The organism is Variovorax sp. 38R, assembly GCF_014843395.1.
In the GTDB taxonomy this organism is placed as follows: Bacteria; Pseudomonadota; Gammaproteobacteria; order Burkholderiales; family Burkholderiaceae_C; genus Variovorax; species Variovorax paradoxus_H.
Genome location: NZ_CP062121.1, coordinates 1037796 through 1054786 on the forward strand (window position 1 = coordinate 1037796; position 16991 = coordinate 1054786).

A 16991-nucleotide genomic window follows, 5' to 3' on the forward strand; every position below is an offset into this window, starting at 1 on the left:
CTGCTTTGGCGTGGCATTCGCGTGACGACCGAATGACTGCCGCGTGACCCTCGCGAAACCACGCACTGCCCCGTGCGCGGAGTTCAAAAAATGTTGGCGGAATCCGGCGGCGTCCGGTGTCTTGGCAGTAACGGGTTTTTCGTCGCGCCGCATTGCATTTCTTCTCTTGCACTGCGGCCCTTTGATGTGAAGCCCTTCCAGAACATCGAACCAATCATTGGCGGGAACTTCACATGAACACGGGCATGCGCGGGAACGGGGATCGACGACAGGGGAATTTCAGGCTGGCGCCCATTGCGCGCGCCATGGCGCTGATGCTGGTGGCCGGCGGCATGGCCGGGCAAGTGCAGGCGCAGCGCGCCTTCAGCGGTGCATGGTTCAACGCCAAGGGCTCGGCGCAGAGCACGGCCGCGCTCACGGGCTACCTGCCGAACGGCCAGCCCGCGTCGAGCCTCACCAATCCGGTGGCGCGGCAGAAGGCCGACAACCCACAGTGGCAGCGCTCCATCAACAACCTGAACCTGGCGGCGCAGACCATCGCGGCGCAACAGGCCGCGCAAGCAGCGGCACGGCAGGCGGCGGAGAACGACGGCTCGGTGCCCGATGGGCTGACCGAGGGCGGCCTGAAGATCGATGCGAACAGCCTCACCGCCGGCTGGGCCAACGCCAATGCACCGGTGCAGAGCGCGGCGGGTGGCAAGACCCAGGTGAAGATCGAACAGACGGCGGACAAGGCGATCCTGAACTGGGAAACCTTCAACGTCGGGCGCAACACCGTCGTGCAGTTCGACCAGCGCGCCGGCGCCAAGCCCGACGGCACCAACACCTGGATCGCGCTGAACCGCATCAACGACCCGAGCGGCAAACCCAGTCAGATCGCGGGGCAGATCAAGGCCGACGGGTCGGTGTATCTCGTCAACCGCAACGGCATCGTCTTCACCGGCAACAGCCAGGTGAACACGCGCACGCTGGTGGCGTCGAGCCTGAGCCTGTCGGACACGCAGTTCAAGCTCGGCATCAACAACGGCCAGAGCCATTCCTACCAGGGCAACGACGCGAGCATTCCGCAGTTCGGCGACTTCAGTCCGTTCAAGCCGGAGATCTTTGCCGACTCCGGATTCAAGCCCGGCCACGGCACGCGGCCCGACCGGATGGGCGGCGTGGACCGCTTCAGTCCGGGTGCGCCGCCCGGTGAGGTGCGGGTCGATGCGGGCGCGCGGCTGGCGGTGGACGCGGGCGGCAAGCTCATGCTGTTCGGGCCCAAGGTGCGCAACGCGGGCCACCTGTCGGCACCCGACGGGCAGGTCATCATGGCGGCGGGCGAGAACGTCTACCTGAAGACACCGATCGGCAACGACCCGAATGGCGTGCGCGGGCTGGACGTGGCGGCATCGGCCGTACCGGGCTGGGCCTTCAATTTCGGGCAGGTGCTCAGCGCCCATGCGCTGACACCGGCGTACGGCGACGCCGCCTACATGGCGGGGGTACGCGACGTGGTACTGCCCGAGATGGCCGCGCGCGCCGCGCAGGTCGGCTACGAAGTGGCCAACACCGGCATCGTGCAGTCCGACCGGGGCAACATCACGCTGCAGGGCCGCGACGTGCGCCAGAGCGGTGTGCTGACGGCGACCACGGCACTGAACAACCGCAACGGCTCGATCGTGATGCGTGCCTGGGGACAGGGCGCGCGGGCCTACACGGGTGACATGAACGACCTGATGAACTGGTCGGCCGGCACGCTCACCCTGGGGCCGAACAGCGTGACGCAGGTGCTGCCCGATGCCAGCGACAGGTCGGAGATCGAGGCCAGCGCGCTCGTCACGCGCTACAAGCCGGGACGCATCGAGTTGTTCGGCAATCTCATCGACGTCCAGCCGCGTGCGGGCGTGATCGTGCCTTCGGGAACCATCCACATGGAGACGGCGGCCAACCCCATCTTCACGCAGTTGCCCTACTACAAGGGCAACCTGCGCGACGGAAGCCGCATCTACCTGGACAGCGAGGCCTTCCTGAGCGTGGCGGGCGTGCAGGACATCCTGCTGCCGATGTCGCGCAACTTCATCGAGGCCGACCTGCGCATCAACGAACTGCGCGACTCGCCGCTGCTGGTGAACTCGTGGGTGCGCGGCAAGAAGGTGATGGTCGACCGGCGTGCCAACGGCGTGTTTGCGGGCGGCCCCATGGGCGGCGTGGAATGGGTGCTGGGCAGCGACGGCAAGACCTACATCCCGGGTGCCTGGGTCGGCACGCCGCTGGGCGACATGACGGGCTGGATCGGCGTCGGCAAGACCGACCTGCAGGAGCTGTCGGCCGAAGCCGGCAAGATCACGCTGCGTGCGGGCGGCGCCGTCATCACGCGGGCCGGTTCGCTGCTCGATGTGGCGGGGGGCTCGGTGCGCTATGCCGACGGCCGCAACACCAGCACCAAGCTGATGGGCGCGGACGGCCGTGTCTACGGCATGCAGCAGGCCATGCCCGACATGGACTACGTGGGCATTGCCGGCCAGTACCTGCAGAACCACGCGCGCTGGGGCGTGAAGACCACGTGGCGCAATCCGCTGATCGGCGCCGACATGCCCGAGGCCGGCTACACCGAAGGCCGCAAGGCCGGCGCGATCCAGATCTTCGCGGGCGACGCGATGGTGCTCGAGGGCGACTACTGGGGCGGCAGCCTGGTCGGCGAGCGCCAGCAGATGCAGCCCACGAAGAACCTGGGCGGCGAACTGCAACTGGGCAACGGAACCAAGGACGACCGGCCCTGGTGGGTCGGCCAACTGGTCGTGAGCCGCGACCCGCGCCGCCTGGTCGCGGGCTTCAATGCGCAGTCGGCGCTGGGCGACGATTTCCGCGTGCCGCCGGTGCCCGATTCGGGCGTCAAGGAGCCCGGCAAGCTGACTTACCTGTCCGACGAAGTGCTCAACCGTTCGGGCATGGGGCGTCTGCTGTTCAACGTATCGGGCGACTTCATCCTCGAATCCGGCGCGGTGCTGAACCTGGCGCCGGGCAGCACCTTCCAGGCGAGCGGTGGCGAGGCCGCGACCGTCAACCTCCAGGTCGACGGCACCATCCGCGCACCCGGTGGCCAGATCGCGCTGGACTCGGTCAACGGGGCGCTCGCATTCGGCGCGGCCAGCGCGCTCGATGTGCGGGGCCAGTGGATCAATGCCTGGCGCGACGGCTCGGCACCCGCTCAGTGGGCCCTTGACGGCGGCAAGCTGGCGCTGAGCGCGGCCAAGCTCGCGATCGATCCCGGCGTGGTGCTCGACGTGTCCGGTGGCGGACGGGTCGATGCCGGCAAGCAGGGCCTGCCGAAGCTGCGCGTGGGCAACGGCGGCACCGTCTCGCTGGGCGGCGTGACGCCGCAGGCCGACATGGCGGCGCTCGACATCCGCGGCTACGCGGCCGGCTCGGCCGCGCGCTTCGAACTCGGCACCTTGTCGCCGGTGCAGATCGGCGGCACGGCACCCGATGCAAAGACCGTGGTGCTGCCCGAGGCCCTTTACAGCGAGCGCGGCTTCGGCGCGGTGGCTGTGAACGTGGGTGACAAGTCGGGCATCGCGATCGCCGAAGGCGCCAGCGTGATGCGCCCCGCAGCGAGCATCGACCTGGCGACGTTCCCCTACCGCGATGTCGCCAGCGGCACCACGCTGGCACAGGTCGCGCCGGTCGGCGTGCTGCGGCCGGAAGAGCGGTTGGCGCACAAGCCCGCGTCGCTCGAACTCGGCACGGTCGAAGGCCCCATCGAAGTGGGCGCCGGTGCGGTCGTGCGTGCCGACACCGGAGGCAGGCTGATCATGTCCGCAGGAGGCCCCGCCAGCAAGATGAGCATCAAGGGCACGCTGGAGGCGCCGGCCGGGCGCATCGAACTGGGCGCGGCCGACCTCACGCTCGAAGCCGGCGCGCAATTGTTGGCGCGCGGCGTGCCGGTGATTCATGCCGATTCGCGCGGCATGCTGAAAGGCCAGGTGCTGGCCGGCGGAGAGGTCTCTCTGCTGGGCGGCGATGCGCTCCAACTGCAGCCCGGCGCGCGCATCGATGTGTCCGGCGCTTCCGGCGAAATCCAGATCCCCATCGCGGGTCCGCGGCTGGGTCCGGTGGGCTGGGAAAGCGTGGCGCTGTCCAGCGACGGCGGCGCGATTTTGCTCAAGGGCGGCAGCCGCGGCACGATGCGCGTGGCCGCCGACCTGCAGGGCCGCAGCGGCGGCGCGGGCGCATCGGGCGGCTCGCTCACCATCGTCGATTCGAGCGAAGGCCCGCCCGGCAAGCCGGGCGGCGTGACGGTGCCCACCACGCTGTACTGGCGCGACCCGGTCACCAGCAAAGTCATGAGCAAGCTCTTCAGCCAGGTGCCCGACCTCGACCTGTTCGACGAGTACAGCAAGACGCCCCTGAAGTTCACGACGCAGATGCGCTCGGCCATCTCCAACCTGCCGGGCGTGGTGGGCGGCGGCATGGAGATCGTCAACGACCTCGATGCACCCGGGGTCTCGGGCGTGGTCCGGCCCTGGGAGGCCAACCTCACCATCAGCCCGATCGTGCTCGACCTGCTGGCGCGCCATTTCTACACGAGCGCGGCGCTGACCACGCATGTGCTGGTGCCCGACGTGAAGACGCAATCGACTTCGCGTGTCCTGGCCGGGTCCATTTCGCAAGGCGGCTTCGATGCCGTGTCGCTGAATGCGTCCAAGGGCATCTCGCTGGCCGACGGCGTGCACGTGAAGGCCGGCCGCAGCCTGTCGCTTGCCACACCCAAGCTGGGCAACGGCGGTGGACTCGGCAGCGCACAGCTGTCGGCGGCGCACATTTCGCTCGATGCGCTGTCGCCTTTTGCATCGAGCGGGTGGACCGACCCCACGGCGCTCGGCGGGCAACTCACCTTGTCTGCCGCGCTGATCGACATCGGCAGGGCCGCACCCGAAGGCACGGCCGGCATGCGCATCGCCGGCTTCGGCCGCACCGTGCTGCAGGCCGACGACATCCGGCTCGGCGGCGCGTTGCCCGCGACGTTCACGCCCGCAACATCGCTGCAGGTCAACTTCGATGTCGACGGCCAGCTGGTCATGAAGGCCGGCCAGGTCTACCCGTCCACCGCGATGACGGCGGTGGTGCGCGCCGGTGAGTCGATCGCCATCGAGCGGCTGGGCGATGCGGGCCCGCCCGCACTGTCGGCTGGCGGCACGCTGCGCCTGGAGGCTCCGGTGATCGCACAGAACGGCGTGCTGCGCGCGCCGCTCGGACAGATCGAACTCAACGCCGGCAAGAGCCTGGCGCTGGGCAGCGACAGCATCACCTCGGTGAGCGGCAGCGGCCTGACCGTGCCCTACGGCACGCTGTCTAACAATGAGCACTGGCTCGATCCGTCGCGCCGGCGCGACGACGGCAGTCCTTCCGACAGCGCGCTGGTCGCGCCGCCCGAAAAGCGCATCACCATGAAGGCGCCCGACGTGGCGCTGGCCAAGGGCGCGGTGGTCGACATCTCGGGCGGCGGCGACATGTACGCCTGGGAATTCGTGCCCGGCCCCGGCGGCTCGCACGACGTGCTGTCGATGCCCGGCACCTATGCCATCCTGCCGGGGCGCACCGGCACGGCGCCGGCCAGCGCCATCGAGGCCGGCCAGCGCATCTGGCTGTCCGGCGGCCCAGGCCTTGCCGCCGGCTGGTACGACCTGCTGCCCGCGCGCTATGCGCTGCTGCCCGGCGCGATGGCGGTGCAGTCCACCGGCACCGCGTGGGCCGGCCCGGCAAAGACCGGCTTCAAGGCACCCGACGGCGGCATCGTCATGCAGGGCAAGACCGGCAACGCCTACGGCGGCACGCAGCAGGCCACCGCCTCCGCGTGGCGCGTGATGTCGGGCGACACGCTGCGCCGCTACAGCGAATACAACGAGGCCTTTTCCAACGATTTCTTCGCGTCGGAAGCTTTCAAGCTCACGCAGTACCGCCTGACGGGCCAGCGCGTGGTCACGCCGCGGCTGGCGCGCGACGGCGGCGCGGTGGTGTTCGACGCCACCCAGCGCCTGCTGCTGGACGGCACGCTGCGCTCGCAGCCCGACACGGGCGGGCGCGGCGGGCTGCTCGACATCGCGGGCAAGAAGATCGCCATCGTCGGCGCCGGGCAGGACGCCGGCACGCTGCGCGGTGACGGCTACCTGGTGATCGACTCCGCCGCGTTGTCGAACTTCGGCGCCGGCAGCTTGCTGGTCGGCGGCACGCGCAAGGGCGATCCGCTGGGCGTGGGGCTGAATGTGACGGCCAGCGACATCGTGGTGCGCAACGACGCGGGCTCGGCGCTTTACGGCCCCGAGATCATCCTGGCCGCGAGCGGGCAGGTGGCCGTCGACGCGGGCAGCGTGGTGAGCGCGCGCGGCACCGGCGCCAGCACCGTGGGCGACCTGATCGTGGCGCCGCAGCAGCGCGAGGTGTACGACACCAAGGGCACCCCCGCCACCGACGACGACGTGCTGACGACACCGGCACGCGACTGGGGCGCGCTGGTGCGCGTGGCCAACGGCAACGTGGCGAAGGTGCTGCGCCAGAACGTCGACACCACCACCGGCGGCCTGGTCCGCATCGGCGCCGGCGCCGAAGTGAACGGCGGCGCGGCGCTGCTGCTGGACGCCACGCGCAACACCGAACTGGCCAGCTCGGCGCGCATTGCCGGCACCGACCTGTCGGTGGCCTCGGGCCGCATCGGCTTTGGCGGCGGCAGCGAAGGCATGGTGCTCGACGAAGGCGCGCTGGCGCAACTGGCGAACTCGCAGCGCCTCACGCTGCGCAGCTATTCGAGCTTCGACTTCTACAAGTCGCTCGACCTCGGCGCCGCGGGCCTGGCCTCGCTGACGCTCGACGGCGCGCGGCTCGCCGGCGCGGGCGCCGGCGATGTCGTGCTGCGCGGCGACACCATCGCCTTGATGAACAGCGGCGGCACTGCCACCGCTGCGGGCGGCACCGGCACGGGCACGGGCGGCCTGACGCTGGATGCCGGCACGCTGGTGCTGGGGATGGGGCAGAAGACCCTCTCGGGCTTCGGTGCAATCTCGCTGCACGGGCGCAACCGCACCCTCGGCGAGGGCAACGGCGGCATCGACGCCGGCGACTCGGCGCTGACGCTGACCACGCCGTTGCTGACCGGCCGCGGCGGCGCGGCGCAATCGATCCTCACGCGCGGCGCGCTGCAGGTGCTGGGCGCTCAAGGCGACGGCGCGGCGGACCAGGGCCTGCAGGACAGCCTGGGCACGCGCCTGAGCCTGGGCGGCGGCAGCGTGCTGTTCGGCAGCCGCGCCGTGGCACTGGGCGGCGCCGTGGACATCACGGCCTCGGCTGGCAGCGTGGTGCTGGCCAACGGCGCGCAGATCGACGTGGGCGGTTTCGCCAAGAATTTCTTCGACGTGACCGCGTATGCCGATGCGGGCCGCATCAACCTGTCGGCCGTGGGCGGCGACGTGCGGCTGGACGCGGGCAGCGCGCTCCACCTTGCCGCGCATGCGGACGGCGGCAACGCCGGCACGCTGGCGCTGGCGGCATCGAACGGCGGCACCGTGGTGCTCGACGGCCGTGTCGCGGCGCAGGCGGGCAACGGCGGCAAGGCCGGCGCCTTCTCGCTGGACATTGCCACGCTCGGCGACTTCGCGGGTTTCAACCAGCGGCTGAACGATGCGGGCTTCTACCGCTCGCGCCAGTTCCGCATCCGTCAGGGCGACGTGACGCTCGACGGTGCCACCACGGTGGAAGACTTCGGTCTCACTGCGGACCACGGCAGGGTGAACATCACGGGCCGCATCGACGCACGCGCGGCCTACGGCGGCGCGATCCGCGTCACCGGCGGCAACGGCGTGTCGATGCAGGACGGCGCACAGTTGTTGGCCGGTGCCACCGGCACGCTGGGCAGCGGCCGTGTCACGCTCGAGGCGACGGGCGGTTCGCTCGACCTGCGCGGCGGCACCATCGATGTGGCCGGTGCCGACGGCGGCAAGGTGCGCCTGCGCGCGCGCCAGAACGCGACCCACGACGACTTGGCCGCAGTGGCCGTGAAGACCGGCATCGTCGGTGCGCGCTCGGCCGTGCTCGAAGGCGTGGCCGTGTACGAAAACCAGACCTCGGTCGATGCCATCAAAAGCACGGTGATTGCTGATGCGACCACTTTCGCCAACCGCGGCGGCGCCATCGCCGGCCGGCTGGGCCTGGGCTCGGGCCTGCGCGTGATGCCCGGCATCGAGATCAGCAGCACCGGCGACCTGGCGATGGGCAGCGACTGGAACATGTTCACCGATTTCGCCGACGCCCGCGAAGGCAGCCTCACGCTGCGCGCGGCCGGCAACCTGCTGATTGACGGCCACCTGAGCGACGGCTTCAGCGCGGCCGACCGCACCGGCACGCTGCAGGAGGCCGCGTCATGGAACCTGCGGTTGGTTGCCGGCGCCGACATGGACTCGGCCAATGCACTGGCGCTCAAGCCGCTGGCCGGGCAGGCGGCGGGCAGCGGCACGGTCCGCATCGGCAGCGCCGACACCGACCCCGATGCGGCAGTCGACAGCGGCGCGGGCAAGCTGGTACGTACCGGCACCGGCGACCTCGAAGTGCGCGCGGGGCGCGACCTGAAGCTGGCGCACAAGGATTCGGTGATCTACACCGCGGGCCGCAAGGACACCACCACCTGGAGCGACTTCAGCAGCGCGCCCGCCAATGCCGCCTACGGCGTGGAGGGCGGTAGCCTGGACATCGTGGCGCAGGGCGGCATCGAGGCCCAGCCCTCGGGACAGCGCTTCACCGAGTGGCTCAACCGGCAGGGCAACGTCAACGCCGACCGCGTGTTCGGCCCGTACCACGACGGCGCGACCAACTGCAGCAACGGCGTTTGCGCACCGAACATCCGCCCGATCGAGCAGGCGAGCTGGTGGGTCAACCACGGCGAGTTCAGGCAAGGCGTGGCCGCCTTCGGCGGCGGTAACGTGAACGTGAGCGCCGGCGGCGACCTCGGCAACCTGGTGGTGGCGCTGACCAGCAACATGCGCATGCGCGGCGGGCGCAGCGTCGGCGAGGCCATGAACATGGAGGTGCGCAACGGCGGCGCGATGACGGTCGAGGCCGGCGGCGCGATCCGCGGCGGCCAGTACTACATCGGGCGCGGCACGGGCGAGATCCGGGCCGGCGAAACCACCACCGGCCACACGGTGACCGTGACGAAGACGGACGCGCAGAACGTGGGCGTCTTGAAGACCTTCGCCGTGGCGCCGGTGCTGGCGCTGGGCGACGCCACGCTGAGCCTGCGCACCGCAGGCGACCTGCGCCTGCAAGCGGTGGTCGATCCGTTGCTCGTGCGCTATGGCAACGGCATGACGCCCGACGGACGGCTGCTCGACCATGGTGCCTACATGGCGGGCTATTCGGAGCGCAGCGGCCTGAACCTGGTCTCGACCGGTGGCGATATCACGCTGGTCAACCAGGCCGACTTCATCTTCCGCGACGTGGTGTTGCGCCCTCAGACTACGGCCGAAAACGGCCTCGTCGGCTACGGTGGCAACCGCTACCCGGCACGCCTGCATGCGACGGCCATGAACGGCAGCCTGCAGATCCAGGGGGTGATGTACGTCATGCCCGCCGCGACCAACGACGTGCAGTTGATGGCGCAGCGCGACGTGCGCTTCAACAGCCAGGACGCCGCATTGCTGAAGACCTGGGCGGGCCATGAGAACGACGCGGAAATCGTCATGTCGTACGCCACGTTGCCGATGGTGCCATCGCCCTTCCTGCCAGCGGGTGCGGGCGGCTACGCCCACCAGATCGTCAACATGGACACAGTGCTGCGCAACCCGCTGTCGCCGGGTACGTACCTCGGGGCCCCGTACTTCACCGACGTGGGCAATCCTGAAGTCCCGACGCTGATCGACGATCGTGCGCCGAGCCGCGTCTATGCCGCGCAGGGCTCGATCCTGGGCGCCAACATCGTTGCCAACGAGCAGACCTGGCTGCGCGCCGGCACCGACATCCGCGGCATCCAGATGAATGCGCGCAACGTGCACTCCGACGACACGACGCTGCTGGAAGCAGGCAATGACATCATCGCGGCGGCGCTGGTGCGCCGCGGGTTGAGCCCGGCCCACTACGGCTCCGGCAGCATCAAGCTGCAGGGCGCCGGCTCGCTGGTGCTGTCGGCGGGACGCGATGTCTATGCCAACGACTTGCGGGTCATGACGCTGGGCAACCAGCAGTACGACGCCGCCGACAACCGCCCGATCCCGAAGACCCAGGTCAACGGGTTGTCCGAGCAGGGGGCCACCATCACCGTGATGGCCGGCATGAACCACGCGCCGGCCTACGAGGCCTTCGCCGGTGCCTACCTCGACCCGTCGAAGGTCGCGGCCATGCCTGGCCACCTGAAGACCCGCGGCGTCGACGGCAGCACGCTGCCGCTGTACCTGGTCGACGGCACCGAGATGCGGGCCGGCCACGAGAAGGTGACACGCCGCGGCCTGGTGTCGTACATGAAGGACATGACCGGCGAAACGCTGGCGCCCGTGGCCGCGTGGCAGCGCTTCCAGGCACTGCCGCAGCTCGCGCAGCAGCAGTTCCTGCGCCAGATCTACATGCTGGAACTGCGCGATGCCGGCCGCGACCAGAACGAACCCGGCGTGGACGACCTGCCGCGCAACGGCGGCTACAACCGCGGCTACACCGCCATCGAGACCCTCTTCCCGGGCGACCAGTGGAAGGGCAACGTCGCGGCCAACCTGATGATGCTGCGCACCATGGCCGGCGGCGACATCAACGTGCTGACGCCGGGCGGCGGCCTGCAGGTGGCGGCGCTGGGCACCAAGGTGCCCGACGGCCACGGGCTGGTGACGCTGGGCTCGGGCCATATCAACGTGTTCGCCAGAAACGACGTGACCGTGAACCGCTCGCGCATCCTGTCGTTCGTGCCCGAAGCCACCTCGCGCGGCAGCGACCAGATCATCTGGTCGAGCAAGGGCGACATCGACGCCGGCCGCGGCTCCAAGACCGTGCGTGTGCCCTCGGCGCCCGAAGTGATGACCGACCTGGACGGCAACACCACCGTGCGCGAGAAGTCCGACATGAGCGGCAGCGGCATCGGCACCGTGGGCGATGGCGACGTTGACCTGGTGGCGCCGAGGGGCGTGGTCAACGCCGGCGATGCGGGCGTGCGCGTGGCGGGCAACCTGAACATCGCGGCGCTGCAGGTGCTCAACGCCGACAACATCCAGGTCAAGGGCGAGTCGAAGGGCATTCCGGTGGTGGCGGCGGTGAACGTGGGCGCGCTCACCAATGCAAGCGCTGCAGCCTCGCAGGCGGCGATGGCCGCGCAGGACGCGGTGCAGCGCGACCGCGCCGCCAGCCGCCAGGCGCTGCCCTCGGTCTTCACCGTGCGGGTGCTCGGCTTCGGCAGCGAGGCGGCCGAGCGCGGCGGCGCGCTGTCGCCTTCCGGTGCACCGGATGCGCGGCCGCCGGGCGTGGCCAGCCACGACCCGAACCACCGCGTGCAGGTCATCGGTCACGGGCAAAGCCTCAAGCCGGAACAGCTGGCGCGGCTGACCGAAGCCGAGCGCCGCCGCTTGCAGCAGCCCGACTAGACCCGCCACCCCGGGCACAACAAGGTGCGGCTTCCCCTCGCGTGTTTGCATGCGAGGGGAGGGTGGGGCGTGCTTCGGCCATTGCGCAGGCCCCGGCCATTTTTTGCAGATGCAGTCACGAAGGCACATCCGTCATGGACATGAGCATTCAACTTTGCCTGGCGTCTTCCGAAGAAGGCGATGCCGGCCATGGCGTCGCGCTGCTGCGCGACTGCCTGGTGACCAACTACCAGCGCCTTCACCGGCGCCTGCTGCACCGCCTGGGCTGCGCCGACCAGGCCAGCGACTGCCTGCACGACGCCTGGCTGCGGCTGGGCGACGGCGCTGTTCCCGATGCGGTGGACAGCCCCGAGGCCTATGTGTTTCGGGTGGCCTGCAACGTGGCAGTGGACCGCCTGCGCGCCGACCGGCCCTGGCAGTACAGCGGCGATGCGGCCGTTGAACTGGAAAGCTTCGCGGACCCCTCGCCCGGCCCCGAGCCCATTGCCGAAGCCCGCTCCGGCTTGCTGGCTGTGGAGCGCGCCATGCGCGGCTTGCCGCATCGTCACCAGGCGATCTTCATGGGCTTGCGCATTCATGAGCTGACGCGCGACGAGGTGGCCGCCCGTCACGGGCTTTCGCTGCGGCGTGTGGACACCACCTTGCGCCAGGCGTTGGCGCATTGCGCGCAGTCGCTGCGCTGACGGGCCTTCGGGGACGGCGCGTCAGGCTGTGCCGAAGCGGAGCTTGGCGCGCTTCCGTAACTACGGCACCTCCCTGCAACGAGGCCGTTTCACTTGGTAGCCGCGGCAATCATCTGGTTGCGCTGGAGCGGGTCAGCCCACCTCCACCGTCACCCGCAGGAACGTCGCGGCGATCAGGCAGGTGTTGGGGTACTGGCTCTGGTTCTGGCTCTGGAACAGCGTCACCAGTTCCGCACGCAGTTCGTCGGTGCGCCCGGCCTTGGCGGCCGCGTCGAATGCGTTCATGGTCGGGCCATAGAACTGCCGGAACGTGTCGACGAATTCTTCCGCTGAGCCTTTGAAGTCGAAGATGTAGCTGTCGCGTTCCCAGCTGATCGCCTCCGAGGCAATGCCCACCGCGCCAAAACGCTCGAGGATGTTCGGGGTCGAACCCCAGCCCATCGGGCTCACGAAACCTTCGGGCGGCGGGGGCGCATACGACGAACTGATCTTCAGGATCTGCGCCACCAGCGTGGGGTCGTTGGGAATCCAGTTGCCCATGAGGATGCGGCCGCCCGGCCGCGTGACACGCACCATCTCCCGTGCCACGTCGAAGGGCCTGGGCGCGAACATGGCGCCGAACATGCTGATGACGAGGTCGAAGGACGCGTTTTCGAGCCGCAGCTCACAGGCGTCTCCTTCCTCGAACCGGCAACTGGCCGACAGCCCGGCCTGGGCCGCCCGCCGGTTGCCCGCGGCGACCAGGTTGGCGGCGATGTCGACGCCCAGCACCTGCGCGCCGAGTTTCGCGGCCGGGAGGGCGGTGTTGCCGTCGCCACAGCCGAGGTCCAGCACCTTCATGCCGGGCGTGATGTGCGCGTGCCGCACGACGTCTTCACCGCTCTCGCGCATGCTCTCGGCGATGCGCGTGAAGTCGCCTTTTTCCCAGAGGGCCTTGTTCGGGTTCATGACTTCACCTTCTCGATCATGTGGTTGATCACGTGCGTGTGCTCGTGTTGCGGGCTGAACATCACGATCTCCGCGTCGGCGTCGACCTTGACGTTGTGGCCGGGCGGCCAATAGAACAGGTCGTGGGTCTTGACGGTCTCCTGCTCGCCGGCGTCGTCGGTGGTGGTGATCTGGCCCTTGAGCACGAACCCCCAGTGCGGGCACTGGCACGAGTTGTGGTTCAGGCCCTGGAAGAGCGGCGTCGTGTCGACGCCCGCCGACAGCGTGAAGTACTCGCCGCTGATCTTGCTGTAGCCGGTCGCGTCGCCGAAATCCAGGCGCTGCCGGATCAGAGCACCGGGAATTTCCATCTTCACGTCGACTGCGTCTTTTGCGATATGCATGAGGTACTCCTTGAGGGTCCGCGGGCGCGGGATGGTGCGTCTATTCGTTGCACCCGCCAGATTCGATAGACGGCATACTCATCCTCCACGCTTGGCGTTCCTGAAACGTTCCCGGCCTTGTGCTGGTGGAAAGGAATCGCGATGTCGCTCCCACCGACTCCGTCGTCCGAGGCCGTGTCGATCCGGCTGCTGGGCCCGTTCCGCCTGAGCGTGGGGGTGGCTGCGGCCGGCGATGACCCGCAGACTCCACCAGTGCCGCTGACCCGGCGGGCCGCCGAGTTGCTGCAACTGCTGTCCTTGCAGCCCGACCGCAGCCTCGCGAACGAGCAGGTGGTGGAAGCCCTGTGGCCGCACCTGGACCCTGACGCGGGCAGCGCCAACTTGCGCAAGGCCGCGCACCACGCGCGCCAGTTCATCGGCCAGCCCGATGCCCTGGTGCTGCGAGGCGGCCGGGTTTTCCTGCTGCCCGACCATGCGGTGGCGTGCGACGCCGACCGCTTCGAGCGCGCCGCGGACGAGGCCCTGGGCAGCGGCGATCCGCAGGCCTGCAAGGCGGCCGCGCAGCTCTACAGTGGCGACCTCCTGCCGGACGCCCGCTACGAAACCTGGACCGAGGCGCCGCGCCAGCGGTTGCGCGACAAGTTCCTGCGGCTGTTGCGCCAGACCGGCGACCTGGAACGGCTGGTGCGCGAAGACCCCACCGACGAAGCGGCCCATGTCCAGTTGATGCGCGAAGAGCTGGCGGCCGGGCGACGCTCTTCGGCGCTGCGCTGGTACGGCCACCTGCGCGACCACCTGCAGCAGACCTTGGGCATGCGCCCCGGTCCGTCGGCCGAGGCGCTGTACCGCGACTGCGTGGCAGGCCTGGAAGGCGCCGCGCCGCGTTTCGTCGGCCGTGCCATGGAACTGGTGCGTGTGCTCGGATGGCTGCGCGCCAGCCTCGCGGGCCGCCCGGGTGGCGCCGTGGTGCGCGCACCGGCGGGCATGGGCAAAACCGCTTTCTGCCGCCGCGTTGCCGAAGAAGCGCGGGGCCTGGGCTGGCAGGTGCGCTCGTTGCATGCGAGCGACTGGACCCGGCCCTACGGCATCGCGGCCGACCTGGTCGAGCCCTTGCTCGGCGAACTGCCCGATGCGGCACAGGCCATCGGTGCGCACGCCCAGGCCGTGCTGGCGCAGATGACCGCTTCGGGCGACGTGAAACCGCTGGCCATGCCGCTCGGTCGCCACCAGATGGTGGGCGCCGTGCGCCGGCTGCTGCTGGCCACGGCCTCGCAAAAGCCGGTGCTGCTCATCGTCGACGACGCGCACGCGGCGGACGACGCCAGCGCCGAGACGCTGACGCAACTGGCGGCGAGCGGCCCGCCGGTGTTCGTGCTGCTCGCGTGCCGGCACGCACTGCCGCCCCTGCTGGACCGGAACACCTCGCGCTTGCTGCGCGCCGGTCAGCTGGAGGCCCTTGAACTGGGGCCGCTGTCCGAGGAAGAAGCGGCACTGCTCGCGGCCCGCTCGGCCGACGCACCGATGGCAGGCGAGGCCGCCATCGCCATCGCGCGCCGTGCAGAAGGCCTGCCGTTCGCCGTGATCGAACTTGCGCGCGCTGCCGCCACGTCAGACGGCGCCACGGGGGCGATGCCTCACAGCGTGTCGTCGGCCTTGGCCGAACGCCTGTGCGATCTGGACCCCGGCACGACGGAGGCCTTGCGCCGGTTGGCGCTGTCGGCCGAAGATTTCGACGTGGCCACGGCCGTGGCGCTGGCCGCCGACGAGGGCCACGACGCGCTGGCGCGGCTCGACCAGGCGCTGGCCGCAGGCGTGCTGGTGGTGGCCGAGGGTCGCTACCGCTTCCGCCACGCCCTCGTGCGGGAAGCGCTGGCCGAAGGCATCCCGCCGCACCGGCGTGTGCTGTTGCATCGCGATGTGGCGGCTCGGCTTGAGCAAGGCGGTGCGGCACCGGGCCTGGTGGGCCATCACTGGCTCGCGGCGGGCGATGCCGAGCGGGCGATGCCGTGTGCGTTGGCGGCTGCGCGCCAGGCCTTTCGCCTCGGTGCCTGCGAAGACGTGCTGCGCCACGTCGAGCCGCTGCTCGCGCACCGGCCGGCGCAGCCGGAAGCACTGGCGCTGCGTGCCGAGTCGCTGGACGCGCTGGGCCGGCCAGGCACCTTGGCCGCCTACGATGCGGCCGCCGCCGTCGCGCCAGAAGCGCTGTCGCACGAATTGCGCGCCAAGCGAGCCTTGGCGCAAGTGAAGATGAGCGACCCGCCCGGTGCCCTGCAGTACCTGAAGGACGTGCATCCCACCACGGTGGCGGGGCGCCTCGCCGAAGCGCTGGCGTACAGCGGCGCGGCGGCCCTGGGCTTCGGGGACCCGGCCGAAGGCACGCGCCGGTCGGCCGAAGTGCGTCGGATTGCCTTGGAGACCGGTGACGAAGGCACGCTCGTGATCGCCTCGTGGTCGCAGGCCGCGGCGGCGCACGCGCGCGGTGACCTGCACGGCAGCGTGTGGGCCGACCTCAAGGAGACGAGCCACCTGCCGCAGCTGGCGGTGCGCGTGTTCGACGGCCACCTGTGCATCACGCAGCGCTTCCTGTATGGCTCGCGGCCGTATGCCGAGGTCATCGCATTCGCCAATGCGCTCGCGACAGAAGCGCAGCGGCTGGGCGCGGCGCGCGGGCATGCGTTCGCGGTCACGCTGCGCGGCGAAGCCTGGCTGCTCAGCGGCCAGCTCGACGCCGCCGAGCAAGACCTCGTGGCGGGCGGGCGCATGCACCGCGCGATCGGCGGCGCGACGGGCGAAGCGCTGTCGCTGCAGCGCCGCTCCGAACTGGCGATCTACCGCGGGCAGATGGACCGGGCGCGCGGCCTGCTCGACGAAGCGCTCGACGTCGCGCGCCAGTCCGACGTCGGCTTCCACCTGCTGGACCGCATCTATGGCACCCGCATCGCAATGGCCACGCAGCCCGACGCCGCGCTCGGCGTGCTGGAGGAAGCCGAGGCCAACGTGCGCGGCCCGCTCGAAAGCTGCCCCGGCTGCCGCATCACCTTCGCCATCCCGGCCACCATCGCGGCCGCGAGAGGGCACGCGCTGGACCTCGCGGCCGGCCACCAGCAGCAGTCCGAATACCTGGCGAATGTGGTGATGAAGCTGCCGGCCTGGTACGCATCGCTGCATGAGGCGCAGGCCCACATCGAACGGGCTTCGGGCCGTGTCGCTGCCGCGCGCGAAGGCTTCGCTGCGGCGGCGCAGGAGTTCCGCGCCTGCGGCCATGCGCTGGACGCCGCACGCTGCCGGGAGTTGGCCGGCTAGGAAGTCCGCGCAGCACCGGCGTGACGAACGGGATGGCTTGACAGATCGCCCGGCGATCCCCTCAGTACCGCTGTCAGGTGCCTTTCAGC

5 protein-coding genes are annotated in these 16991 nt (G+C 70.1%); 3 read left to right on the top strand and 2 right to left on the bottom strand.

Annotation, left to right across the window (positions count from 1 at the left end; genetic code table 11):
- Positions 1–233 precede the first annotated feature (233 nt).
- Together IG196_RS04660 and IG196_RS04665 are read left to right on the top strand one after the other, a co-directional pair.
- Complete coding sequence (locus tag IG196_RS04660; RefSeq protein ID WP_192195216.1) at positions 234–11585, top strand: filamentous haemagglutinin family protein; 11352 nt, start codon at positions 234–236, stop codon at positions 11583–11585.
- Between the two features lie 140 nt (positions 11586–11725).
- The gene (locus IG196_RS04665; RefSeq protein WP_192195217.1) at positions 11726–12268 is read left to right on the top strand and encodes an RNA polymerase sigma factor; all 543 of its coding nucleotides are present in this window, start codon (positions 11726–11728) and stop codon (positions 12266–12268) included.
- 132 nt (positions 12269–12400) lie between these two features.
- Here the strand turns inward: IG196_RS04665 and IG196_RS04670 are convergent, their stop codons facing one another.
- Positions 12401–13216, bottom strand: a complete 816-nt coding sequence (locus tag IG196_RS04670) for a class I SAM-dependent methyltransferase (protein ID WP_192195218.1) — start codon at positions 13214–13216, stop codon at positions 12401–12403.
- Positions 13213–13599 (bottom strand): hypothetical protein, encoded by a 387-nt coding sequence (locus IG196_RS04675; RefSeq protein ID WP_101490952.1) that lies wholly within the window; start codon positions 13597–13599, stop codon positions 13213–13215. The genes IG196_RS04670 and IG196_RS04675 overlap by 4 nt, the downstream gene beginning before the upstream one ends.
- 141 nt (positions 13600–13740) lie before the next feature.
- Here IG196_RS04675 and IG196_RS04680 point away from each other — a divergent pair, with 141 nt between their 5' ends.
- Positions 13741–16902: an ATP-binding protein gene (locus IG196_RS04680; protein ID WP_192195219.1), complete on the top strand. Its 3162-nt coding sequence runs from the start codon at positions 13741–13743 to the stop codon at positions 16900–16902.
- Positions 16903–16991: the final 89 nt, after the last annotated feature.

Bases quoted from the DNA above. Each gene is read 5' to 3' on its own strand.
- IG196_RS04665 (WP_192195217.1), top strand. From the start codon at position 11,726: ATGAGCATTCAACTTTGCCTGGCGTCTTCCGAAGAAGGCGATGCCGGC.
- IG196_RS04680 (WP_192195219.1), top strand. From the start codon at position 13,741: ATGTCGCTCCCACCGACTCCGTCGTCCGAGGCCGTGTCGATCCGGCTG.
- IG196_RS04660 (WP_192195216.1), top strand. From the start codon at position 234: ATGAACACGGGCATGCGCGGGAACGGGGATCGACGACAGGGGAATTTC.
- IG196_RS04670 (WP_192195218.1), bottom strand. From the start codon at position 13,216: ATGAACCCGAACAAGGCCCTCTGGGAAAAAGGCGACTTCACGCGCATC.
- IG196_RS04675 (WP_101490952.1), bottom strand. From the start codon at position 13,599: ATGCATATCGCAAAAGACGCAGTCGACGTGAAGATGGAAATTCCCGGT.